Below are 22,296 nucleotides of genomic sequence, written 5' to 3' on the forward strand. Positions count from 1 at the left end.
TATCACTGCACGCATTAAACTGTTGAATCATTGCGTTAAAAAAGTGGCACAGCCTTTGCTCTGTTGAATTCCATCTTGTATACCAGCTGGAATTCTTCGTATGACTTCAACCTTTGGCCTGACGCTTCACGCCTGGCAGCAGCGCTATCAGCAGGCGCCGCAACAGATTACTTCGCTGCTGAGCGCCCACCTGGCGGCTCTCGACACGCACGATAATGCCTGGATCTATCTGGCGACACCGGAGCAGTTAGCGGCTCAGATTGAGCCACTGCTGGCGCACTATCAGCGCGATCCCGGATCGCTGCCGCTGTTTGGTGTTCCCTTCGCCGTCAAAGACAACATTGATGTGGCGGGCTGGCCGACCAGCGCCGCCTGCCCCGCCTTTACCTATACCGCCAGCGAAGACGCGGTCGCCGTCGCCCGCCTGAAAGCCGCCGGCGCGATAGTCATCGGCAAAACCAACCTCGATCAGTTCGCTACCGGCCTGGTGGGCACCCGCTCCCCGTTTGGCGCGGTCAGTAACACCTTTGATGCCGATTACGTCAGTGGCGGCTCCAGCTCCGGCTCCGCGTCGGTGCTGGCGCGCGGGCTGGTCGCCTTTTCACTGGGCACCGATACTGCGGGATCGGGCCGCGTTCCGGCGGGCTTTAACAATATTGTCGGACTGAAGCCGACCAAGGGCTGGTTCTCTGCACGCGGCGTGGTGCCCGCCTGCCGCCTCAACGACACGATTTCCGTGTTTGCGTTGACGGCAGAAGATGCCTTTAGCGTCGCCAGCGTCATGGGTGGCTATGATGCCGGTGACGCCTATTCGCGCATTAATCCGCGCACCGCCCCGGCCAGCCTGCCCGTCCATCCCCATTTTGCGGTACCTTTGAACCCGGAGTTTTTTGATGATGCCGCCGCCGAAGCCGCCTGGGACCAGGCGCTGGAGGCATTGCAGGCGGGTGGCGTGACGCTGCACCCTATCGACTTCACCCCGTTCCGGAAGCTGGCTGAACAGCTCTACTACGGTGCCTGGGTCGCCGAACGCACGGCGGCGGTGGGCGGGATGCTCGATCGCCCGGCGGAGATGGATCCGGTGGTACACGAGATTATCGCCAGTGGCCTGAAATACAGCGCAGTCGATGCCTATAAGGCGGAGTATCTGCGGGCCGAACTGACGCGCCAGATTCAGCAGACGCTGGCACAGTTTGACGCGCTGGTGGTGCCGACCTCGCCCACGATTCATACCCTGGAGGAGATGAAGCAGGAGCCGATTCACTACAACTCGCAGTTTGGCACCTATACCAACTTTACCAACCTTGCCGACCTCGCCGCGCTGGCGCTGCCCGCACCGTTTCGCAATGACGATCTCCCGGCAGGCATCACGCTGATTGCGCCCGCCTGGCACGATCGGGCGCTGGCTGAGTTTGGCATTCGCTGGCAGCAGCAGCTTGCTCTGCCGCTGGGCGCGACCGGCCAGCCCTGCCCTGCCTGGCGCACCAGCCTGCCCGCCTCCGCCGACCATGTCCGGCTGGCGGTAGTGGGCGCGCATCTCACCGGAATGCCGCTTAATTTCCAGCTCACCGATCGCCATGCCGTCTGGGTGGAAGAGACGAAGACCGCGCCACACTATCGCCTGTTTGCCCTGCTGGAGGGCGCGATCAAAAAACCCGGCCTGATGCGTGACGAACAGGGCGCCGCTATCACCGTGGAGCTGTGGGATATCCCGCTGGCGCGCTTTGGTGAGTTTGTGGCCGAGATTCCCGCACCGCTGGGCATCGGCAACCTGACGCTGGCGGATGGGCGGGTGGTGAAAGGCTTTATCTGCGAAGGCGCGGCGCTGAACAACGCGCTGGAGATTACTGAGACGGGCGGCTGGCGCAACTGGCTGGCATCACAGGGGAGTCACTGATCATGTTCACCACCGTACTGATTGCCAACCGCGGCGAAATCGCCTGCCGCGCCATTCGGACGCTGAAGCGCCTGGGCGTCAAAAGTGTCGCGGTCTATTCAGATGCTGACCGCAACGCGCAGCACGTTAAGCAGGCGGATATCGCTATCGCGCTGGGCGGCGATAAAGCCAGCGACAGCTATCTGCGCATCGACAAAATTCTGGCGGCGGCTCAGCAGAGCGGCGCCCAGGCTATCTGGCCAGGCTACGGTTTTCTTTCAGAAAGCCAGCCGTTTGCCGAAGCCTGTGAAGCGGCAGGGATCGCCTTTGTCGGCCCCACCGCGCAGCAGATTGGTGAGTTCGGCCTTAAGCACCGTGCCCGTGAGCTGGCAGCCAGTGCAGGTGTACCAATGACGCCCGGCACACCGCTGCTTGCGTCGCTGGAGGAGGCGATGCAGGCGGCCGATAAGATCGGCTATCCGGTGATGCTGAAAAGCACGGCGGGCGGCGGCGGCATTGGCCTGACGCGCTGCGCCGACGCCGGTGCGCTCGCCAGCGCCTGGGAGAGCGTACGCCGTCTTGGCGAGCAGTTCTTCAGTGATGCGGGCGTGTTTCTGGAGCGCTGCATCGATCGCGCCCGCCACGTAGAAGTGCAGATTTTTGGTGACGGTAACGGCACTGTGGTCGCGCTGGGTGAACGCGACTGCTCACTGCAGCGCCGCAATCAAAAGGTGGTGGAAGAGACGCCCGCGCCCGGCCTGTCTCCGGCGACGCGTGACGCCCTGCTCGCCTCGGCGGTGCGGCTCGGCGAGCGGGTAAACTACCGCAGCGCAGGCACCGTGGAGTATATCTACGACGTCGACCAGCAGGCCTTTTACTTTCTGGAAGTGAACACCCGCCTGCAGGTGGAGCATCCGGTCACTGAGTGCGTCACCGGACTCGATCTGGTGGAGTGCATGTTGCTGGTGGCGGCGGGCGATGCGGTTGACTGGTCACGTCTGCAGCAGGCGCCGCAGGGCGCCGCCATTGAAGTGCGGCTCTATGCGGAAGATCCACTCAAGAACTTTCAGCCCAGCCCCGGCCTGCTAACCGGCGTAACTTTCCCTGACGGCGTGCGGGTCGACAGCGGCATCGAAACCGGCAGCGAGGTCTCCAGCTTCTACGATCCGATGATCGCCAAACTGATCGTGCATGCCGACACCCGCGATGCGGCGCTGGAAAAACTTCACCATGCGCTGGATGCCACTCAGCTGCACGGCATCGCCACCAACCTCGACTATCTGCGCCAGATTACCGCCAGCGACGCGTTTCGCAGCGGCAACGTCTGGACGCGCTACCTCGACAGCGTGGTGCCTGCCTCCTCCGTGGTGGAAGTGCTGCAACCCGGCACCTTCAGTTCGGTTCAGGACTATCCAGGCCGCCTCGGCTACTGGGATATCGGCGTGCCGCCTTCCGGCCCGATGGATGACTTCGCTTTCCGGCTGGCTAACCGCATCGTCGGTAATCATGACGCGGCGGCGGGGCTGGAATTTACCCTGCAGGGGCCGACGCTGCGTTTTCACTGTGATGCCATCGTGGCGCTGACCGGTGCTGACTGCGACGCCACGCTGGAGGGCGAACCGGTCAGCACCTGGCAGCCGCTGGCGGTGAAAGCGGGAGAGACTCTGGTGCTGGGACGCGCCCGGACGGGCTGCCGCAGCTATCTGGCCGTACGTAACGGCTTCGACGTGCCGGCGTATCTGGGCAGCCGCAGCACCTTTTCGCTGGGCCAGTTTGGCGGTCACGCCGGACGCACCCTGCGGGTTGCCGATATGCTGGCGATCTCCCAGCCTGATCGGGCAGCCTGCACCACGCCTGCCCCGGTCAGCGATCCGCAGCCGCTCGATGCGGCGCTGATTCCGCACTACGGCAGCGAGTGGCGCATCGGCGTGCTCTACGGCCCGCACGGCGCACCGGACTTCTTCACCCAGGCCGCCATCGATGCGTTCTTCGCCAGTGACTGGCAGGTGCACTACAACTCCAACCGCCTCGGCGTGCGGCTGGTCGGCCCGAAACCGACCTGGACCCGCGCCAACGGCGGCGAAGCGGGCCTGCATCCCTCCAACGTTCACGACTGTGAATATGCCATTGGCGCGGTCAATTTTACCGGCGACTTCCCGGTGATCCTGACGCACGACGGCCCGAGCCTCGGCGGCTTTGTCTGTCCGGTGACCATCGCCAAAGCCGAGCTGTGGAAAGTGGGCCAGGTTAAACCTGGCGACACCATCCGCTTCCACCCCATCACCGCAGACGATGCGCTGGCGCGGGAAAAAGCGCAGATGCATCTGATTGAGACATTGCGGCCTGAGCATCCGCCCACGTTTGCCGTGCCGTCACTGGCCGAAACTGCCCACGGTTCCGCCACGATTCTGGCCGCTCTGGAGGCCACCACCAGCACACCGAAAGTGGTCTATCGCCAGGCGGGCGACAAATATGTGCTGATTGAGTATGGCGACAATGTACTGGATCTGGCGCTGCGTCTGCGTGTCCATCTGCTGATGAATGCGCTGACGGCGCAGGCGGAGCCTGGCGTAGAGGAGCTGTCGCCTGGCGTGCGTTCGCTGCAGGTGCGCTACGACAGCCGCATCATTAACCAGTCCCGGCTGATGTCACTGCTGCTGGCGCTGGAAGCGACGCTGGGCGACGTCAGCACGCTGAAAGTGCCCTCCCGCGTGGTGTGGATGCCGATGGCATTTGAAGACAGCGCCACGCTGGGCGCCGTCAGCCGCTATCAGGAGACGGTGCGCGCCAGCGCCCCCTGGCTGCCCAACAACGTGGACTTTATCCAGCGGATTAACGGCTTAAGCAGCCGCGATGAGGTGCGCGATACCCTGTTCAACGCCAGCTATCTGGTGCTGGGGCTGGGCGACGTCTACCTTGGCGCGCCCTGTGCCGTTCCGATCGATCCACGCCATCGCCTGCTGAGTTCCAAATACAGTCCGGCGCGCACCTTCACCGCCGAAGGTACCGTAGGGATCGGCGGCATGTACATGTGCATCTACGGCATGGATTCGCCCGGCGGCTATCAGCTGGTGGGCCGCACGCTGCCCATCTGGAACACCTTCCTGAAAAATCCGCAGTTCGCTACCGATGCGCCGTGGCTGCTGCGCTTCTTCGATCAGGTGCGCTTCTATCCGGTGAGTGAAACCGAACTGACCCAGCTGCGCGAAGATTTCCGCGAAGGCCGTGCCAGCCTGCGTATTGAAGAGACGCAGTTTGATTTTGCCGCCCATCAGCAGTTCCTCGCCGACCACGCCGCTGAAATTGCAGCGTTCCGCCAGCGCCAGGCCGCCGCCTTTGAACAGGAAGTGCAGCTATGGGCGCAGGAGGAGCAGAACGCGCCGCCGGAGGATGAAACGCGCGCCAGCGTCAGCGAAGAGGAGGAGAACGGGCTGCCGGTGCAGGCGGATCTCAATGGCAACATCTGGAAAGTGCTGGTGCAGCCGGGCGACGAGGTCAGCGCCGGGCAGACGCTGATTATCGTGGAGGCGATGAAGATGGAGCTGGCGATTGTCGCCCCGCAGGCCGGTCGTGTGACGCGGATTGCCTGCCAGGCGGGCCGTCCGGTCAGTCCTGGCGATAACCTGCTGTGGCTGGAATAAGGAGCGGTAATGACAACGCAACCCCACTCCCCTAAAGCCCGCCCGGAAGCGCTGGCGGAACGGGTTTATCAGGCGCTGAAGGACGATATCTTCGCCTTTCGCCTGATGCCCGGCGATCGCTTCAGTGAAAGCGAAATCGCCGGACGGATGGCGGTCAGCCGCACCCCGGTCCGTCAGGCGCTGTTCCGGCTGGAACGCGAAGGCTTTGTCGACGTCTGGTTTCGCAGCGGCTGGCAGATTAAGAACTTCGATTTCGCCTGGTTCGAATCGCTGTATGACCTGCGCACCGTGCTGGAGTGCGAGGCGGTAAAACGCCTCTGCGCCCTGCCCGCGCCGCAGTGTGCCGCGCTGTTAAACGAACTGAACCAGTTCTGGTGCGAGGCGGAGCCGCTTACAGAGGGCCTGGTGGTATCGCAGCATGACGAGGCATTTCACATGACGCTGGTGGCGGCAGCGGGTAACCCGGAGATGGCACGCATTCACGCCGAACTCACCGAGAAGATCCGCATTATCCGTCGGCTCGACTTCACTCGCGACGATCGCATCTGTGCCACTTATCAGGAACATGCACAGATTTTACAGGCAATTTTTCAGCAGCAGACCGCCGGGGCGCAACGCATCCTGACCGATCACATCGCCGTGAGTAAGGCGGAGGTCAGAAAGATCACGCTGCACCGCCTTCAGCAGGCCCGGCTCCAGCTCACCGAATAACACAACAACTACTCAGGGGTTTCAGATGATGAAAAGACGTTCGTTGATCAAGGCTTTCGCCCTCTCCGCCACCGTTGTCAGCATGGGGTTCGCCTGGAGTGTGCAGGCGGCTGACACCATCAAAGTGGGGATCATGCATTCGCTCTCCGGCACCATGGCGATTTCGGAAACGCCGCTGAAAGATGTGGCGCTGATGACCATTGATGAGATCAACGCCAAAGGAGGCGTGCTGGGGAAAAAGCTGGAGCCGGTGGTGGTCGATCCCGCCTCTAACTGGCCGCTGTTTGCCGAGAAGGCGCGGCAGCTGCTGACTCAGGATAAGGCGGCGGTGGTGTTTGGCTGCTGGACCTCGGTGTCGCGCAAATCGGTGCTGCCGGTGTTTGAAGAGCTGAACGGCCTGCTGTTCTATCCGGTGCAGTATGAAGGGGAAGAGATGTCACCCAACGTCTTCTACACCGGCGCTGCGCCTAACCAGCAGGCGATTCCGGCGGTGGAATACCTGATGAGCGAAGATGGCGGCAGCGCGAAACGCTTCTTCCTGCTTGGTACCGACTATGTCTATCCGCGTACTACCAACAAGATCCTGCGCGCCTTCCTGCACAGCAAAGGCGTGGCGGATAAAGATATCGAAGAGGTCTACACGCCGTTTGGTTACAGCGACTACCAGACCATTGTCTCCAACATCAAAAAGTTTGCGGCTGGCGGCAAAACGGCGGTGGTTTCCACGATCAACGGCGACTCCAACGTGCCGTTCTACAAAGAGCTGGCGAACCAGGGGATCAAAGCCACTGACATTCCGGTGGTCGCCTTCTCGGTGGGCGAAGAGGAGCTGCGCGGCATCGATACCAAACCGCTGGTGGGTCAGTTAGCCGCCTGGAACTATTTCGAGTCGATCGATAATCCGACCAACGCGAAGTTTGTCGCCGACTACCGCGCATATGCCAAAGCACATAACCTGCCGAACGCCGCCACCGTCGTCACCAACGACCCGATGGAAGCGACCTATGTTGGCATTCATATGTGGGCGCAGGCGGTGGAAAAAGCGGGCACCACGGATGTGGACAAAGTGCGGGCGGCGATGGCCGGTCAGACCTTTAAAGCGCCGGATGGCTTTACCCTGACCATGGATCAGACCAACCATCATCTGCATAAGCCGGTCATGATTGGCGAAGTGGAAGAGAACGGCCAGTTCAGCGTGGTGTGGCAGACCGATCAGCCGGTACGTGCGCAGCCGTGGAGCCCGTACATTGCCGGTAACGACAAAAAACCCGATCACCCGGTGAAGACCGCGCAGTAATCGCGGGTTGCTGATAGATACGCAGCGTCACCCGCTGTGAAGCGGCAGCACGGCACCCCGCCGTGCTGCCCTCCCCTGACGAGGCTCCTTTTATGAATCTATGTCGCTGCTTTTTCAGCCTGCTGCTGCTGATGCCGCTGTTGGCCAGTGCCGGACCGGCGGCTGACTTTGCCGCCGCCAGCCGCAGTCAGCAGGCCACGCTGCTGCAGCAGTGGGCCGCCGCACCGGACAGCCATCGTCTGCCGCTGCTGGAAGCGCTGCATGCCGAAACGGTGGTCATCGACCAGAATAAACAGCCGTTCAGCCAGCAGGGATCCACGCTGCAGCCGCTGGATGCGATGGCGCAGCCCACGGGAAACCTGAAAAAGCTGTTTATGAACAATCGCCTGCGCGTGCTGGTTAACAACGCGCTGGCCGCCCACCAGCTTGTCAGCACTGATACGGCCCTGCGTCTGCGCGCAGCGCAGCAGCTGCAAAGTGAGGGCGTTGCTGACCAGCTGCCGCTGCTGGAGCAGCGTTTTGCCGCCGAGCAGGACAGCCGGGTTCATGCCGCACTCGCGCTGGCGCTGGCGAACCTGCAACTGGCAGATGGCGAGCCGATGGTGCGCCTGCGGGCGGTAAAACTGCTGGGTGAGTCCAGCGATCCCAATACGCAGGCCAGCCTGCAACGCCTGACCCAGACCGCGAATGAGCCGGATACCACGGTGCGGGCCGCCGCGGCGGAAAGTCTGCAACAGATTCAGAAACGGCTGATGTGGGGCGATCTGCTGGGGCAGGCCTTCAGCGGCCTGTCGCTGGGTTCCATCCTGCTACTGGCCGCGCTGGGTCTGGCGATCACCTATGGCCTGCTCGGGGTGATCAACATGGCGCACGGTGAAATGCTGATGCTCGGCGCTTACGCCACCTGGTGGGTACAGAGCCTGTTTCAGCAGTTTGCGCCGCACTATTTAGCCTGGTATCCGCTGCTGGCGCTGCCGGTTGCCTTTCTGGTTACCGCCGCCATCGGCATGACGCTGGAACGCACGGTGATCCGCCATCTCTATGGCCGTCCGCTGGAGACGCTGCTCGCCACCTGGGGGATCAGCCTGATGCTGATCCAGCTGGTACGGGTGCTGTTCGGGGCGCAAAACCTGGAGGTGGCGAATCCGGCGTGGCTCTCCGGCGGCTTGCAGTTGCTGCCCAATCTGGTGCTGCCGTGGAACCGCATCGCGGTGATCCTGTTTGTGGTGTTTGTGCTGGCACTCACCTGGCTGCTGCTGAACCGGACCCGCCTTGGCATGAACGTGCGCGCCGTGACCCAGAACCGCGCCATGGCGGATTGCTGCGGCGTGCCGACCGGCCGCGTCGATATGCTGGCGTTTGGACTCGGCTCGGGCATTGCCGGGCTGGGTGGCGTGGCGCTGTCGCAGCTCGGTAACGTCGGACCGGAGCTGGGCCAGGGCTACATTATCGACTCGTTCCTGGTGGTGGTGCTGGGTGGCGTCGGTCAGCTGGCGGGCACCGTGGTTGCCGCGTTCAGCCTGGGCATTCTCAACAAAGTGCTGGAGCCGCAGATTGGCGCCGTGCTGGGCAAGATCCTGATTCTGGTGATTATCGTGCTGTTTATTCAGAAACGTCCGCAGGGGCTGTTTGCGGTAAAAGGAAGGGTGACTGACTGATGACGCAACCCATCACGCTTCGCGTGGCGCGCACCGCGCCGCGCCTGACCATCAGCATTGGCCTGGCGATTACCGTAGCGCTCCTGGTGATGCCGTTTCTGGCGCTGCTGCCCGCCACGCATCCGCTGGCGATCTCCACCTATACCCTGACGCTGGTCGGCAAAATCCTCTGCTACGCGGTGGTCGCGGTGGCGCTGGATCTGGTGTGGGGCTACGCCGGACTGCTGTCGCTGGGCCACGGCCTCTTTTTCGCCCTGGGTGGATATGCCATGGGCATGTACCTGATGCGCCAGGCCGCAGGCGAGGGTTTACCCGCCTTTATGTCCTTTCTCTCCTGGCGGGAACTGCCCTGGTTCTGGACCGGCACCGACTATTTCGCCTGGGCGCTCTGCCTGAGCATGCTGGTGCCGGGCCTGCTGGCGCTGATTTTTGGCTTCTTCGCCTTTCGCTCGAAGATTAAAGGCGTCTACTTCTCCATCATGACCCAGGCGCTGACCTACGCCGGGATGCTGCTGTTCTTCCGCAACGAAACCGGTTTTGGCGGCAACAATGGCTTTACCGGCTTTACCACCCTGCTCGGCTTTTCGGTAACGGCAACCCCCACCCGTATCGGGCTGTTTATCGCCACGGTGCTGCTGCTGCTGCTGAGCCTGGCGATCGGCTTCGCCCTGGCGCGCAGCAAATTTGGCCGGGTGCTGACTGCGGTGCGGGATGCGGAGAACCGCCTGATGTTCTGTGGTTACGACCCGCGCGGTTTCAAGCTGTTTGTCTGGACGCTCTCCGCCGTGCTGTGCGGCCTGGCCGGGGCGCTCTATGTGCCGCAGGTCGGCATTATCAATCCGGGTGAGATGTCACCGGCCAATTCGATTGAAGCGGCGATCTGGGTGGCGCTGGGCGGACGCGGCACGCTGATAGGCCCGCTGCTGGGTGCCGCGATTGTTAACGGCGCACGCAGCTTCTTCACCGTCGCCTTCCCCGAATACTGGCTCTTTTTCCTGGGGCTGATGTTTATCCTGGTCACGCTGTTTCTGCCGCACGGCGTGATTGGCCTGCTGCGCCGGAGGAAAAAATGAGTGATGCCCTGTTTACCCAAACTCAACTGGCGGATCGCCATCGGGTGCAGCGCGATCCGGTGCTACAACTGGAGAAGATCAGCGTGTCGTTTGAAGGCTTCCGGGCGCTGACCGATCTTTCGCTGCAGATCGGCGTCGGGGAACTGCGCTGCGTGATCGGCCCCAACGGCGCGGGCAAAACCACGCTGATGGATGTGATCACCGGCAAAACCCGGCCCGACGCCGGCCGGGTGATCTACGACCAGGACAGCGATCTGACCCGTCTCTCGCCGGTGGAGATCGCCCGCGCCGGGATCGGCCGCAAGTTCCAGAAGCCCACGGTGTTTGAGGCGTTAACCGTGTTCGAAAATCTGGAGATCGCGCTTAAAGCCGATAAATCGGTCTGGGCCAGCCTGCGCGCCCGCCTCAGCGGCGAACAGCGTGACCGCATTGATGAGGTGCTGAAACTGCTGCGGCTGGGCGGCGAACGCCAGCGTCGCGCGGGCCTGCTGTCGCATGGCCAGAAGCAGTTTCTGGAGATCGGCATGCTGCTGGTGCAGGAGCCGCATCTGCTGCTGCTGGATGAACCGGCCGCGGGCATGACCGATGCCGAAACGGACTACACCGCCGAGCTGTTCCGCAGCCTGGCGGGCAAGCATTCGCTGATGGTGGTGGAGCATGACATGGGCTTTGTCGAAACCATTGCCGACCACGTGACGGTGCTGCATCAGGGTCAGGTGCTGGCCGAGGGTTCGCTGCGCGACGTGCAGGCCAACGAGAAGGTTATCGACGTTTATCTGGGGCGCTGAAATGTTACAGGTTACTGAACTGAATCAATATTATGGCGGCAGTCATATTCTGCGCGGCCTGTCGTTTGAGGTAAAGATTGGCGAAATCACCTGTCTGCTGGGGCGCAATGGCGTTGGGAAGACCACGCTGCTGAAATGCCTGATGGGGCTGATCCCGGCGAAGTCGGGCGAGATTCACTGGCAGCAGCAGCGCATGAATGGCCGCAAGCCGCACCAGCGGGTGCAGGCTGGCATCGCCTGGGTGCCCCAGGGGCGGGAAATCTTTCCGCGTCTGACAGTGGAAGAGAATCTGCTGATGGGGCTGTCACGCTTTCCGGCTGCGCAGGCGCGTGAAGTGCCGGAGGAGATCTACCAGCTCTTTCCGGTGCTGCTGGCGATGAAGTCACGCCGGGGCGGCGACCTCTCTGGCGGTCAGCAGCAGCAGCTGGCGATTGGCCGGGCGCTGGCCTGTCGGCCTCAGCTGCTGATCCTTGATGAGCCGACCGAAGGGATCCAGCCTTCGGTGATCAAAGAGATCGGCGCAGTGATCCGCCAGCTGGCGCAGCGGGGAGATATGGCGATCCTGCTGGTGGAGCAGTTTTATGACTTCGCGGCGGAGCTGGCGGACAGCTATCTGGTGATGTCGCGCGGAGAAATTGTGCAGCGTGGCCGCGGCGACACCATGGAAGCAGAGGGTGTGCGCGGCCTGGTGGCAATTTAAACCCGGCTCAGAGTAAGCCGGTCTCGACAGAAAAGTGGCGCTGTTCACCGTGCGCCATGGTGATCAGCGTGCCAGCCTGCTGCGCGGCAAGAAAGCCCTCTGGCCGGCAGGTGGCGGGCAGAATATAGGCCGCCACCTGCTGATCGTGGTTGTGCAGCAGCCAGCGAGTGGCGTGCGGGAACTGTGCGGTAGAGAAGCGCGTCATCAGCGCATAGCCCTGCGGCGAATGCAGCTCAAACTGCACCTCATCGCCATACTGCGGCAGATCGTCCGCGAAGAAGACGATCTCCGGATCGCAAAGTTGCGGCTGATCGAGCTGCTGTAACGCCTGCGGATCGCGCGCCAGCCGATCGGTGTAATCCCCCCAGGCGGGCGTCGGTCGCAGATGCGCCGGGATCGAGCGACGCAGCTGGAATGCCTGTTCGGGGATCGACTGCCGGAAGCGGCCCTGATCGATCCACGCGCTGTTAAGGTGACACATATACTGCAGCGGCATCGGCGCGCCAGCCAGATTAGTGACGGTCATTTCAATCGTCAGCCGGGGCTGATCGGCCGGAATGCGGACAGCGGGTGCGGCCAGGTAGTGATGGCCGAAGCCTTTGACATATTCACACTCCCCTTCCAGCGACAGCGTCTGATCCTCCAGCACCAGCCAGGCGCTGTCCATGCGGGCGCAGGCCATCTCACCGTGCAGCGGATGATCGTCCTCTGGTGCGGGACAGCCGTTGGCCAGCAGTCCCGAATGAAACGCAAAACAGCCATAGGTGTCGATGATCGAATTTGCGGGCAGCGGCTGCTTAAAACTGTGGCCCATGGTCAGGTTATGATCGTCGAACTCTGCGTCCCAGATCATCTGCCCGAGAAACGGCAGCACGGTCACGCTGCCGCGTAGGTTATGAATGCGCACCGCCTCAATGCCCGCCGGATAGCGAAACAGCTCAACCCGGAAATTATCGCTTTCTAAAAGCACCCAGGGTGTGGTGTGAAACTGTTCACGCGCTAAGGGTAAACGGGTTTTCATGGTAACTCCTCCGCCAGACGACCGGTCGCAACCGGCTGTTTTTTATGGCGCAGTTCGCCATAGAAGTAGAATCCGACCCAGGCGAAACAGAGCAGCGAGACGCCAAATGCCAGCTGCATAGAACCCAGTGAGTCCGAAACCAGGCCCTGCAGCGCCGGGACAAAGGCCGCACCGACAATCGCCATCACGATAAACGCGCCCGCGACTTCGGTGTATTTGTTATCGACCGTCGCCAGCGTTCCCGCGTAGATCGTCGCCCAGCAGGGACCAAACAGCACGCTGACAAAGACGGCAGCGTAGACGGCGGTAAAGTTCGGCACCAGCATCACATAAGCCAGCGTCAGCACGCCCAGCACCGAATAGGCAATCAGCACCTTCTCTGCGCGGAAACGGGTCATCAGGAAGTTCGCCACGAACTTGCCGATAAAGAAGCAGATGAAGCTGTAGATCATAAAGTTCGAGGCGTGACGTTCATTAGTCGCCCCCAGCGTCAGCGCCAGACGAATGGTAAACGACCAGACGGCCACCTGCATGCCGACATAGAGGAACTGGGTCACAATTCCGCGTTTAAAGTGTCGGTTGCCAGCCAGATAGCGGAAAGTCTCGCCCAGCGAGGGGCGCGACATCTCGCTGCTTTCGGGTTTACAGCGCGGATAGCGGGTGAACATAAACAGCAGCATCACCACCACCAGCACCATCACCAGATATTTGTAGGGCTCCAGCGTGTGTTCCAGCATCGTCAGGCGGAACGCATGTGCCTGCTCTGCCGTCATGGTCGCCATCTGACTCTCCAGGCTGTCGCCATCCTGGAATACCAGATATTTACCCAGCACGATCCCCATCAGCGCACCGATCGGATAGAAGGTCTGGCTGACGTTGAGGCGCAGCGTGGCGTGATCACGATGGCCAATCATCGAGCTGTAGGTGTTGGCGGCGGTTTCCAGGAAACTCAGGCCGATGGCGATGGCAAATATCGCTGCCAGGAACATGGTGTAGGTCGCCATGTGCGAGGCGGGATAGAAGGCGATACAGCCGGCGATGTAGAGCGCCAGGCCGATCATGATCGCCATCTTGTAACTGGTCTTGCGGATCACCAGCGACGCGGGGATCGCAATCAGAAAATAGCCGCCATAAAAGGCACTCTGCACCAGCGCACTGGCAAAGTCGCTCAGGGCAAATACGCTTTTAAACTGGGTGATCAGGATATCGTTAAGACTCGCCGCACAGCCCCAGAGCGGAAAGAGGCACGACAGCAGAATGAACTGGAACAGCGGCGTTTTATTCAGATAGCCATCAGATTGCTGAACAATTTTCTGTTGCATGGCAGAACCTCAGTTACGGTTGAGAAAACGCTGGAAACTCTCTGCGTCGGGATAGGCGCGCTGGGTGCCGCGCCCGGTGACGCTGCAGGCGGCATAGGCAGACGCCTGGGTCATGGCGGCGGCCACATCGCCGGTTTTCACCAGCAGATACGCAAAACAGCCGATGAAGGCATCGCCCGCGCCGCTGGTGTCGACCGCCTGAACCGGTGTGGCGTCCACGCGATGGATCTCGTCGCCGCTCATCCAGACCGATCCCCGACTGCCCAGGGTGATGATCAGATTTTTAAGGCCGCGCTTCAGCAACGACTGTCCGGCGAGGATCACCTCTTCATCACTGCTGACCGGCAGGCCGGTAAGGATCTCCAGCTCGGTTTCGTTGGGCATAAAGAAGTCGCATTTGCAGGCGTAATCAATATCAAGCGTGGCGACGGCCGGCGCCGGATTAAGGATCACTGTGATCTGATGCTGGCGGGCAAAATCGATGGCGTAATAGACCGTCTCCAGTGGGATCTCCAGCTGCAGAATGATCAGCTGGCAGGCTTTCAGCGCCTCAGCCGCGTCGTCGATATCGGCCGGTTTCAGCTGCTGGTTAGCACCTTTGATAATCATAATGCGGTTCTGCGACTGGTCATCGACAAAAATCGGTGCCACGCCGCTGGAGGTGCCTGGTGCGGTGGTGACGAAGCGCGTGTCCACGCCCTGCTGCTGAAGATTTGCAACGGTGTTCGGAGCAAAGAGATCGTCACCGACCTTGCTGACCATCATCACGTTGCCGCCCATTTTTGCCGCCGCAACCGCCTGGTTGGCCCCTTTACCGCCGCAGCCAATGGCAAAGTCGGGCGCTTCAAGGGTTTCGCCCGCTTTTGGCAGGCTGTTGGTATAGGTAATCAGATCGACCATGTTTGAGCCGATGACCGCAATTGTCATGAACTTTTCTCCCGGATGTTTTTTAAACTTAAAATGTTATTAAAGTAACAATAACAATTCTTAAAGGTTAAATATGTGACAAAAACCACATCCTGATGCGGTGAGAATAGGCAAATGACGCCATAAAAGGGGATTTTCAGTGTTATTATTGTAACAAGCTAACATCACTGAACGCGGTGGATGAAAGCCACAACCGCCCGCGGTGACGTGCCGATATCACCACGCGCTGACAGCACGGCGGAGGTTTGCGGCCCTCACGGAATGCGGGTAAGATTGACTGCCAGCCTGGCGGATGAGACGCAACTCATTCAAATCTGTGAGGTTTGTAGCGTATTGACGTCGATCCCGGCGTCTTTCCTCCGCACTGCAGGATAGGGAACAGAGAGATGACCATGGAAACCCGGCGCGACGAACGCATTCACAAGCTGACGCAGGCGCTGAAACGCACCGACAAACTGCATCTGAAAGATGCGGCCCAGCTGCTCGGCGTCTCAGAGATGACCGTTCGCCGCGATTTAACCGAGCCGGGCTCCAGCGTGGTCCTGCTGGGCGGCTATATCGTCAGCGATCCGAAAAGTCATGCCAGCCACTATTTTGTCAGCGATCAGCATGGCCAGAATGCCGCCAGAAAGCAGCGACTGGCACAGGCGGCCGCCAGCCTGATCAACGAGAACGATACGGTCTTTTTTGACTGCGGCACCACCCTGCCCTATATCGTGGATGCGATTCCCGACACCCTGTCGTTTACCGCCATCTGCTGCGCCATGAATACCTTTCTGACCCTGAAAGAGAAACCGGCCTGTAACGTGATTCTCAGCGGCGGTGAATTTCATGCCGACAACGCGCTGTTTACGCCGATTGGCGTGCATACCATCCTTGACGATCTCTGCCCGACGCTGGCCTTTATCTCTGCGGCGGGCATCGACAAAGATCAGGGCGCAACCTGCTACAACACCAATGAGCTGATGATGAAACATCACGCCATGCTGCGCGCCCGAAAGTCGGTGCTGGTGGCTGACAGCAGTAAATATGGCAAGGTGCTGCCTGCCCGCATCGCCGAGCTGCAGCGCTTTGATCTGCTGGTGAGTGACAGCGCGCCCGATCAGGCGTTGCAAAACTGGCTGGCCCAGCAGGCGATCCCGCTGCGTCTGCCCTGATGCCTCTTTCTGACATCCTCTCCTGACTCTGTCAGCGATTGAGTGTGGAAATCAGTCAGTTATGCCTGGATCGCCCGGCATCGGCTCCGCCACGCTAATATTCGCCGCCCCCCGGCTGGGATTAAACGGTGAAAAAGGCTAAACTTCGACATCATTCAAACGACCAACAGACCCAGAGGCTCAAACCAACGTGGCTCAATTCGTCTATAGCATGCATCGCGTCGGCAAAGTGGTTCCGCCGAAGCGACATATCCTGAAAAACATCTCGCTCAGCTTCTTCCCTGGCGCAAAAATTGGCGTACTCGGCCTGAACGGCGCGGGTAAATCTACCCTGCTGCGCATCATGGCCGGCATCGATAAAGATATCGAAGGGGAAGCGCGTCCGCAGCCAGGCCTCAAGATTGGCTACCTGCCGCAGGAACCGCAGCTTAACCTTGAACACACCGTGCGTGAGTCGGTAGAAGAAGCGCTGTCAGAAGTCGTTGGCGCACTGAAGCGTCTCGACGAAGTCTATGCGCTCTATGCTGAAGAAGATGCAGACTTCGACAAACTGGCCGCGGAACAGGGCCGTCTGGAAGAGATCATCCAGGCTCACGATGGCCACAACCTGAATACCCAGCTGGAACGTGCTGCCGATGCGCTGCGCCTGCCTGACTGGGACGCGAAAATCGCCACCCTTTCCGGTGGTGAACGTCGTCGCGTCGCCCTCTGCCGCCTGCTGCTGGAAAAACCAGACATGCTGCTGCTGGACGAACCGACGAACCACCTGGACGCCGAATCTGTCGCCTGGCTGGAGCGCTTCCTGCACGACTTCGAAGGCACCGTCGTCGCGATTACGCATGACCGTTACTTCCTGGATAACGTTGCAGGCTGGATTCTGGAACTTGACCGCGGCGAAGGGATTCCGTGGGAAGGTAACTACTCCTCCTGGCTGGAGCAGAAAGATGCGCGTCTGGCGCAGGAAGCCTCCTCTGAAGCCGCTCGTCGCAAGTCGATTGAGAAAGAGCTGGAGTGGGTGCGCAAAGGGCCAAAAGGCCAGCAGTCTAAAGGCAAAGCCCGTCTGGCACGCTTTGAAGAGCTGAACAACACCGACTACCAGAAACGTAACGAAACCAACGAACTGTTCATTCCGCCAGGTGCCCGTCTGGGTGACAAAGTGCTGGAAGTCAGCAATCTGCGTAAGTCTTATGGCGACCGTGTGCTGATTGACGATCTCTCGTTCTCGGTACCGAAAGGTGCGATTGTCGGGATTATCGGTCCGAACGGCGCGGGTAAATCAACGCTGTTCCGCATGATGTCTGGTCAGGAACAACCTGATTCCGGTGAGATTGTACTGGGTGAAACCGTCAAGCTGGCCTCTGTGGATCAGTTCCGCGACAGCATGGATAACGCCAAAACCGTGTGGGAAGAGGTTTCCGGCGGTCAGGACATCATGCGCATCGGTAACACCGAGATGCCAAGCCGCGCCTATGTCGGCCGCTTTAACTTTAAAGGCGTCGATCAGGGCAAACGCGTAGGCGAACTGTCGGGTGGTGAGCGTGGTCGTCTGCACCTCGCGAAGCTGCTGCAGGTTGGCGGCAACATGCTGTTGCTCGATGAACCAACCAACGACCTGGACATTGAAACCCTGCGCGCGCTGGAAAACGCCCTGCTGGAGTTCCCGGGTTGTGCCATGGTGATCTCGCATGACCGCTGGTTCCTGGACCGTATCGCCACGCACATCCTGGATTATCAGGATGAGGGCAACATCGAATTCTTCGAAGGTAACTTTACCGAATATGAAGAGTACAAGAAGCGTACTCTCGGCGCCGAAGCGCTGGAGCCGAAGCGCATCAAGTATAAGCGTATGACGAAGTAACGATGTCAGGGGGAGGCTCAGGCCTCCTCCTGCTTCACCAGTGACGTTTTAAGGGCTGAACGCAATGAAGAAAAAAGCTGAGCGGCCAGTGGCTAAAAAAGCTGAAGCGATTTATGAAGCCACTAAAGTCGCAAACTTTGCCGCAAGTTCCCTGCTGGAGGGGATACGTATTTCAGCAGATGCTGAGTTATCGACCCTGGAACAGGTTCGACGTCGCTATAAGCAGTAACAGGAAGCCAACGTGAATCGTTATCTTGTCTGGCGAGATCACTACTGTTATCCCGATTCCGATGTGCTGATCAATCGCTATGATATCCGCGAACAAACCCTGCTGGATCAGGCTGAGCGTGCTGTTACCGCGCTGACCATTCACACCATTAAGCTCTCTCATCCTCCTTTTACCCTTCAGTCACTGTGTCACATTCATTACTGCCTGTTTAACGAGCTTTATAGCTGGGCGGGGCAGATACGTGATATCTCTATCAGCAAAGGAGAGACCCGCTTTTGCCAGCCCGCTTTTATTCTGCGTGAAGCGGAGAAATTATTTGCAAAACTGGCGTGCGAAAGATGGCTGGAGCAGGCTGACCATGAAGCTTTTTGTCATCAGGTTGCCTGGTATTACTGCGAGTTCAATATTCTGCACCCCTTTCGGGAAGGAAACGGCCGGGCATTACGCATTCTGTTCGAACATATCATTCTTCACGCAGGCTATCAGGTGAACTGGGAAGGCGTGAGCCCCAGCGACTGGTTAGCGGCAAATATCGCGGGTTACCAGAGTGGCCCGGAAAAAATGGCGGCACTCTTCCTGCGCCACATTGTACCGGTCAGCGATAAAACTCCCTGAACACCGGTGACTGCAGCGCGAACTCAATAAACCGCGCCAGCGCAGGTGAATTCAGTTTACGGCCCGGATAGACCAGCCAGAGCTCATTCCCCTCGATTTCCCATTCCGGCAATACCGGCACCAGCCGGGGATCCGCCATCGCCCCGTCGGTCAGAAAGTGCGGCAGCAGCGTAATGCCCGCATCGCCCAGCGCAGATTCGCGCGCATAGAGCAAATTGTCCGTGAGATGGCCTGGCGGCAGCAGCCAGCGATAGAATTCGTCATCGCGCTGCAACACCCATTCATTCCAGGCACGATGCGCTATACAGCGGTGGGCCGACAGCTGCTGTGGATGAACCAGCGGCGGATGCTGATCAAGATAGCGCTGTGAAGCGACCAGCAGTCGCGGGCAGTTGCCTATCCGGCGGCCAATCAGCGAGGACTCCTGCGGCTGACCGGTGCGCAGCGCCACATCAAAGCCCTCCTGCACCAGATCACGCATCTCATCGGAGATCGAGACATCCAGCGTCACATCGGGATAGAGACGTAAAAACGCCGCGTTACAGCGCGCCAGCAGCGTGGCACCAATCCCCGCCGGGCTGGTGATACGCAGACGCCCGCTGGGATTTTCACGCAGGCTGGCGATCGCCTGATCGGCGCGTTCACTGGCCTGCATCATCTCCTGGCAATGCAGCAGATAGCGCTCACCGGCAAAGGTCAGATTGAGCTGGCGGGTGGTGCGGTTCAGCAACCGAATTCCCAGCCGCTGCTCCAGCTGGCTGATGCGCTGACTGACGCTCGATTTTGGCAGCCCTGCACGTTCTGCCGCGCCGGTAAAGCTGCCGCACTCCGCCACCAGCGCAAACAGTGCCATATCCTGCCACTGGCGAAATGCCATTGTTCACCTCAGACGAACACTCTATGAAAGATTGTCCATCTTATCACTGCTAAAATCAGGTTCTACACTTAAAGCCTGTTCCGAATCATCAGCCAGTCAGCCACGGACAGCGTGGCACAGCCCCTGCGGAGTGTGAGCACTCTTCAGGGCCAGAATGGCAACCACCAGATCCAGGCTTCCAGCCTGACTAAACAGGAAAAATGTATGTCTATTCGCGCTATCGCAATTAATCCGGAAAGTCCTGAAAACTTCACTGAAATTTTCCCTGAAACCCCAGCGCCAGGGGAGTATGACCTGCGGGTCGAAGTCAAAGCCGCATCGGTAAATCCGGTCGATACCAAGGTTCACAAAGGGGCGAAGAAGAACGGATTAGAGCAGCCACGCATCCTCGGCTGGGATGCCAGCGGTGTGGTGCTGGAAGTGGGCAGCAAAGTCAGCAACTTTAAGCCAGGCGATAAAGTTTTTTATGCGGGTGACCTGACCCGTCCTGGCAGTAACAGCACCGAGCAGCTGGTTGACTCACGCATTACCGGTCACAAGCCAGAGAGCCTGGACTGGGCGCAGTCCGCCGCGATCCCGCTGACGGCCCTGACCGCCTGGGAAGGACTGTTTGAGCGACTGAACCTGGAGTCAGCAACGGAAGATCAGACGCTGCTGATCGTGGGCGGCGCAGGCGGCGTCGGATCGCTGGCGATCCCGCTGGCAAAACTGCGCAGCAAGGTGAAGATCATTGCCACCGCTTCGCGTGAAGATTCCGCGCAGTGGTGCCGCGATCGCGGCGCCGATCTGGTGATCAACTACAAAGATATGATTGGAGAGCTGGAAAAACAGAGCATTAAGCAGGTCGATTATATCTTCTGCCTGAATGATACCGACGGTCACTGGGAAACCATGGCAAAGCTTATTGCCCCGCAGGGTCATATCTGCACCATCGTGGAAAACGAACATCCGCTGTCGATGGATCAGCTGAAGCTGAAGAGTGCCGCACTGCACTTCGAGCTGATGTACACCCGCAGCATGTTTAATACCCCGGATATGGCGCGTCAGGGTGAGATTCTGGATGCCGTCTCGGCGTTGCTGGATGAAGGTAAGCTGCAAACCACACTGAGCGAGACGCTGCACGGCTTAAGCGTTGAGACCTTAACTGCCGCCCATCAGCGCGTGCTGGAAGGCCACATGCGCGGCAAAGTAGTGATGGTGTATTAATGCGCTGACCCGGCTGCTCTGCGGCAGACCGGGTCACAGCATGCGTTACGGCTGGGCGTTTTTCTCGCCCAGCATCGCTTTCACCAGTTCAATGCAGCGCAGGAACCGGGTGTCATAATCATCTTCCTGCACGTGCAGGAACTCGATGTTGTTTTCCCGCAGCATCGTCACCAGCATCGACTGAAATTCCCGGCGATCCACGGAACTGCCCAGGCTGCGCAAGCCATCGGCAACCCACGGCACGTTGTTCTCCAGCAGAATCACCAGATCAAAGCGATATTCATCGATCAGTGCCTGCACAAACGGATGTTCACGCCCTTCATACTTCAGACAAAACGCCTGCGTGGTCACAAAGTCGGTGTCGATAAAGGCCACTTTATTGGCGTATTTAACCGCGAAATCGATGTACTGCGCCTGGCCCAGCGCGATCTTGTCGTAATCTGAATATTGCAGCGCCATTTCATCACCGCCCAGGTGGGAGAAGACATAGTCGCGGCCATATTCCCAGGCACTGGTGGTATTGAAGATGTTGGCGAGTTTATTCACCAGCGTCGATTTACCGCTCGACTCCCCGCCGAGGATGGCCACGGTGCGCACAAAGAAAGGTTTCACTTCGGTCGGGATATAATCCCAGAAGCGGAACGGATCCTGACGGATCTGCGCGCCGCTGATGCTCATAAAGGATCGGCTGGGATCGACCAGTACGGTCTGAATGCCAAGATGCTGCTGATACATCTCCGCATCGGGCGCTTCGCTGGTGTAGATGCAGTCCGGCGCAATACCATGCTCGCTGAGAAACGCGCTGACGCCCTTACTCCAGACATCCCAGCCGTGCGGATAGGGCTCAATCCCCTCCTCATCAAAGGCGTGAATGCGGATATTTTTCTGATACTTAAAGGTCTGCAGCAGCCAGCGCAGGCGATCGCTGACCGTGGGCTGTTGTGACATCGCGCTGTTCTCAAACAGTTCGCGGTCACGTGGCTCGTCGTAGCCCATAATGATATGCAGCTCATCGACCTGGCTACAGGCGCGCTGAATCAGATAGATATGGCCGGTGTGCAGCGGATAGAATTTACCAAACACCACGCCGACCGTTTTATCGCGGCGCGGAAACTCCAGACCCAGAAAACGGTGCAGCGCCTCCAGCTTTTGCGCGCTGGGGCTTTTGATTTTGGCATTGAGCAACTGGCTCAGATAGCCTTTGGTCATGCCGCTGGCATCAGCGACCTGTTGCAGCGTGTGACCCTGCTGGCGAATGGCCGTTTTCAGATAATCAAACGACGACATGTCGTGCCTCCTGCATCAATGCGGTTAAGGTGGGAGCGGCCTGCCAGCGGCTT

The 22,296-nt window shown here is 59.7% G+C and carries 18 protein-coding genes; 13 read left to right on the plus strand and 5 right to left on the minus strand.

Going from position 1 to position 22,296, the window contains the following annotated elements:
* Positions 1 to 100 precede the first annotated feature (100 nt).
* The 8 genes from atzF to urtE all read left to right on the plus strand — a co-directional run bounded on the left by atzF (position 101) and on the right by urtE (position 11,744).
* Positions 101 to 1,897 (plus strand): allophanate hydrolase, encoded by a 1,797-nt coding sequence (gene atzF, locus NR195_RS21935; RefSeq protein ID WP_163850556.1) that lies wholly within the window; start codon positions 101 to 103, stop codon positions 1,895 to 1,897.
* A 2-nt stretch (positions 1,898 to 1,899) separates the two neighbouring features.
* Complete coding sequence (gene uca / locus NR195_RS21940; protein ID WP_256844912.1) at positions 1,900 to 5,517, plus strand: urea carboxylase; 3,618 nt, start codon at positions 1,900 to 1,902, stop codon at positions 5,515 to 5,517.
* Positions 5,518 to 5,526: 9 nt separating this feature from the next.
* Positions 5,527 to 6,228 (plus strand): GntR family transcriptional regulator, encoded by a 702-nt coding sequence (locus NR195_RS21945; RefSeq protein WP_010671701.1) that lies wholly within the window; start codon positions 5,527 to 5,529, stop codon positions 6,226 to 6,228.
* Between the two features lie 28 nt (positions 6,229 to 6,256).
* Entirely contained in the window at positions 6,257 to 7,525 is a 1,269-nt protein-coding gene (gene urtA / locus NR195_RS21950; RefSeq protein ID WP_033756912.1) for an urea ABC transporter substrate-binding protein, read from the plus strand.
* A 92-nt stretch (positions 7,526 to 7,617) separates the two neighbouring features.
* Positions 7,618 to 9,183 (plus strand): urea ABC transporter permease subunit UrtB, encoded by a 1,566-nt coding sequence (gene urtB, locus NR195_RS21955; protein WP_010671703.1) that lies wholly within the window; start codon positions 7,618 to 7,620, stop codon positions 9,181 to 9,183.
* A complete protein-coding gene (gene urtC / locus NR195_RS21960) occupies positions 9,183 to 10,256 on the plus strand; it encodes an urea ABC transporter permease subunit UrtC (protein WP_010671704.1) in 1,074 nt (357 codons plus the stop codon). Before urtB ends, urtC begins: the two co-directional genes overlap by 1 nt.
* Positions 10,253 to 11,044: an urea ABC transporter ATP-binding protein UrtD gene (urtD, locus tag NR195_RS21965; RefSeq protein WP_256844913.1), complete on the plus strand. Its 792-nt coding sequence runs from the start codon at positions 10,253 to 10,255 to the stop codon at positions 11,042 to 11,044. Before urtC ends, urtD begins: the two co-directional genes overlap by 4 nt.
* 1 nt (position 11,045) lies before the next feature.
* Complete coding sequence (urtE, locus tag NR195_RS21970; protein ID WP_010253632.1) at positions 11,046 to 11,744, plus strand: urea ABC transporter ATP-binding subunit UrtE; 699 nt, start codon at positions 11,046 to 11,048, stop codon at positions 11,742 to 11,744.
* 7 nt (positions 11,745 to 11,751) lie between these two features.
* On the opposite strand, the gene NR195_RS21975 is transcribed toward urtE, so the two are convergent.
* From NR195_RS21975 to rbsK, 3 genes are read right to left on the minus strand one after another with little or no spacing between them, the layout of a single operon-like run.
* Positions 11,752 to 12,765 (minus strand): aldose 1-epimerase family protein, encoded by a 1,014-nt coding sequence (locus NR195_RS21975; protein ID WP_256844914.1) that lies wholly within the window; start codon positions 12,763 to 12,765, stop codon positions 11,752 to 11,754.
* Entirely contained in the window at positions 12,762 to 14,087 is a 1,326-nt protein-coding gene (gene fucP, locus NR195_RS21980; protein ID WP_022625375.1) for an L-fucose:H+ symporter permease, read from the minus strand. The genes NR195_RS21975 and fucP overlap by 4 nt, the downstream gene beginning before the upstream one ends.
* A 9-nt stretch (positions 14,088 to 14,096) precedes the next feature.
* Complete coding sequence (rbsK, locus tag NR195_RS21985) at positions 14,097 to 15,014, minus strand: ribokinase (protein ID WP_256844915.1); 918 nt, start codon at positions 15,012 to 15,014, stop codon at positions 14,097 to 14,099.
* Between the two features lie 392 nt (positions 15,015 to 15,406).
* On the opposite strand from rbsK, the gene deoR reads away from it, so the two are divergent.
* The 4 genes from deoR (at position 15,407) to NR195_RS22005 (ending at position 18,873) form a co-directional block, all read left to right on the plus strand.
* Positions 15,407 to 16,171, plus strand: a complete 765-nt coding sequence (deoR, locus tag NR195_RS21990; RefSeq protein WP_010253621.1) for a DNA-binding transcriptional repressor DeoR — start codon at positions 15,407 to 15,409, stop codon at positions 16,169 to 16,171.
* 190 nt (positions 16,172 to 16,361) lie between these two features.
* Positions 16,362 to 18,029 carry an energy-dependent translational throttle protein EttA gene (gene ettA, locus NR195_RS21995; protein WP_031593292.1) on the plus strand — a complete coding sequence of 556 codons (1,668 nt, stop codon included), beginning with the start codon at positions 16,362 to 16,364 and terminating at the stop codon, positions 18,027 to 18,029.
* A gap of 64 nt (positions 18,030 to 18,093) precedes the next feature.
* Positions 18,094 to 18,258: a YhfG family protein gene (locus NR195_RS22000; protein WP_109652447.1), complete on the plus strand. Its 165-nt coding sequence runs from the start codon at positions 18,094 to 18,096 to the stop codon at positions 18,256 to 18,258.
* A gap of 12 nt (positions 18,259 to 18,270) precedes the next feature.
* Complete coding sequence (locus NR195_RS22005) at positions 18,271 to 18,873, plus strand: putative adenosine monophosphate-protein transferase Fic (RefSeq protein ID WP_033770937.1); 603 nt, start codon at positions 18,271 to 18,273, stop codon at positions 18,871 to 18,873.
* Here NR195_RS22005 and NR195_RS22010 read toward each other — a convergent pair.
* Positions 18,854 to 19,750, minus strand: a complete 897-nt coding sequence (locus NR195_RS22010) for a LysR family transcriptional regulator (protein ID WP_010253616.1) — start codon at positions 19,748 to 19,750, stop codon at positions 18,854 to 18,856. The genes NR195_RS22005 and NR195_RS22010 overlap by 20 nt on opposite strands.
* Positions 19,751 to 19,954: 204 nt before the next feature.
* Here NR195_RS22010 and NR195_RS22015 point away from each other — a divergent pair, with 204 nt between their 5' ends.
* Positions 19,955 to 20,956, plus strand: coding sequence for a zinc-binding alcohol dehydrogenase family protein (locus NR195_RS22015; protein ID WP_187492009.1), 1,002 nt, complete (start codon positions 19,955 to 19,957; stop codon positions 20,954 to 20,956).
* Between the two features lie 45 nt (positions 20,957 to 21,001).
* Here NR195_RS22015 and nadR read toward each other — a convergent pair whose 3' ends face one another.
* Positions 21,002 to 22,243 (minus strand): multifunctional transcriptional regulator/nicotinamide-nucleotide adenylyltransferase/ribosylnicotinamide kinase NadR, encoded by a 1,242-nt coding sequence (gene nadR, locus NR195_RS22020; RefSeq protein WP_010253612.1) that lies wholly within the window; start codon positions 22,241 to 22,243, stop codon positions 21,002 to 21,004.
* Positions 22,244 to 22,296 lie beyond the last annotated feature (53 nt).

Source organism: Pantoea sp. Ft-CA_14, from assembly GCF_024520875.1.
GTDB lineage: Bacteria > Pseudomonadota > Gammaproteobacteria > Enterobacterales > Enterobacteriaceae > Pantoea > Pantoea agglomerans.

Excerpts from the sequence above, each read along its gene's own strand:
- atzF (WP_163850556.1), top strand. The coding sequence starts at position 101 with ATGACTTCAACCTTTGGCCTGACGCTTCACGCCTGGCAGCAGCGCTAT.
- uca (WP_256844912.1), top strand. The coding sequence starts at position 1,900 with ATGTTCACCACCGTACTGATTGCCAACCGCGGCGAAATCGCCTGCCGC.
- NR195_RS21945 (WP_010671701.1), top strand. The coding sequence starts at position 5,527 with ATGACAACGCAACCCCACTCCCCTAAAGCCCGCCCGGAAGCGCTGGCG.
- urtA (WP_033756912.1), top strand. The coding sequence starts at position 6,257 with ATGAAAAGACGTTCGTTGATCAAGGCTTTCGCCCTCTCCGCCACCGTT.
- urtB (WP_010671703.1), top strand. The coding sequence starts at position 7,618 with ATGAATCTATGTCGCTGCTTTTTCAGCCTGCTGCTGCTGATGCCGCTG.
- urtC (WP_010671704.1), top strand. The coding sequence starts at position 9,183 with ATGACGCAACCCATCACGCTTCGCGTGGCGCGCACCGCGCCGCGCCTG.
- urtD (WP_256844913.1), top strand. The coding sequence starts at position 10,253 with ATGAGTGATGCCCTGTTTACCCAAACTCAACTGGCGGATCGCCATCGG.
- urtE (WP_010253632.1), top strand. The coding sequence starts at position 11,046 with ATGTTACAGGTTACTGAACTGAATCAATATTATGGCGGCAGTCATATT.
- NR195_RS21975 (WP_256844914.1), bottom strand. The coding sequence starts at position 12,765 with ATGAAAACCCGTTTACCCTTAGCGCGTGAACAGTTTCACACCACACCC.
- fucP (WP_022625375.1), bottom strand. The coding sequence starts at position 14,087 with ATGCAACAGAAAATTGTTCAGCAATCTGATGGCTATCTGAATAAAACG.
- rbsK (WP_256844915.1), bottom strand. The coding sequence starts at position 15,014 with ATGACAATTGCGGTCATCGGCTCAAACATGGTCGATCTGATTACCTAT.
- deoR (WP_010253621.1), top strand. The coding sequence starts at position 15,407 with ATGGAAACCCGGCGCGACGAACGCATTCACAAGCTGACGCAGGCGCTG.
- NR195_RS22000 (WP_109652447.1), top strand. The coding sequence starts at position 18,094 with ATGAAGAAAAAAGCTGAGCGGCCAGTGGCTAAAAAAGCTGAAGCGATT.
- NR195_RS22010 (WP_010253616.1), bottom strand. The coding sequence starts at position 19,750 with ATGGCATTTCGCCAGTGGCAGGATATGGCACTGTTTGCGCTGGTGGCG.
- NR195_RS22015 (WP_187492009.1), top strand. The coding sequence starts at position 19,955 with ATGTCTATTCGCGCTATCGCAATTAATCCGGAAAGTCCTGAAAACTTC.
- nadR (WP_010253612.1), bottom strand. The coding sequence starts at position 22,243 with ATGTCGTCGTTTGATTATCTGAAAACGGCCATTCGCCAGCAGGGTCAC.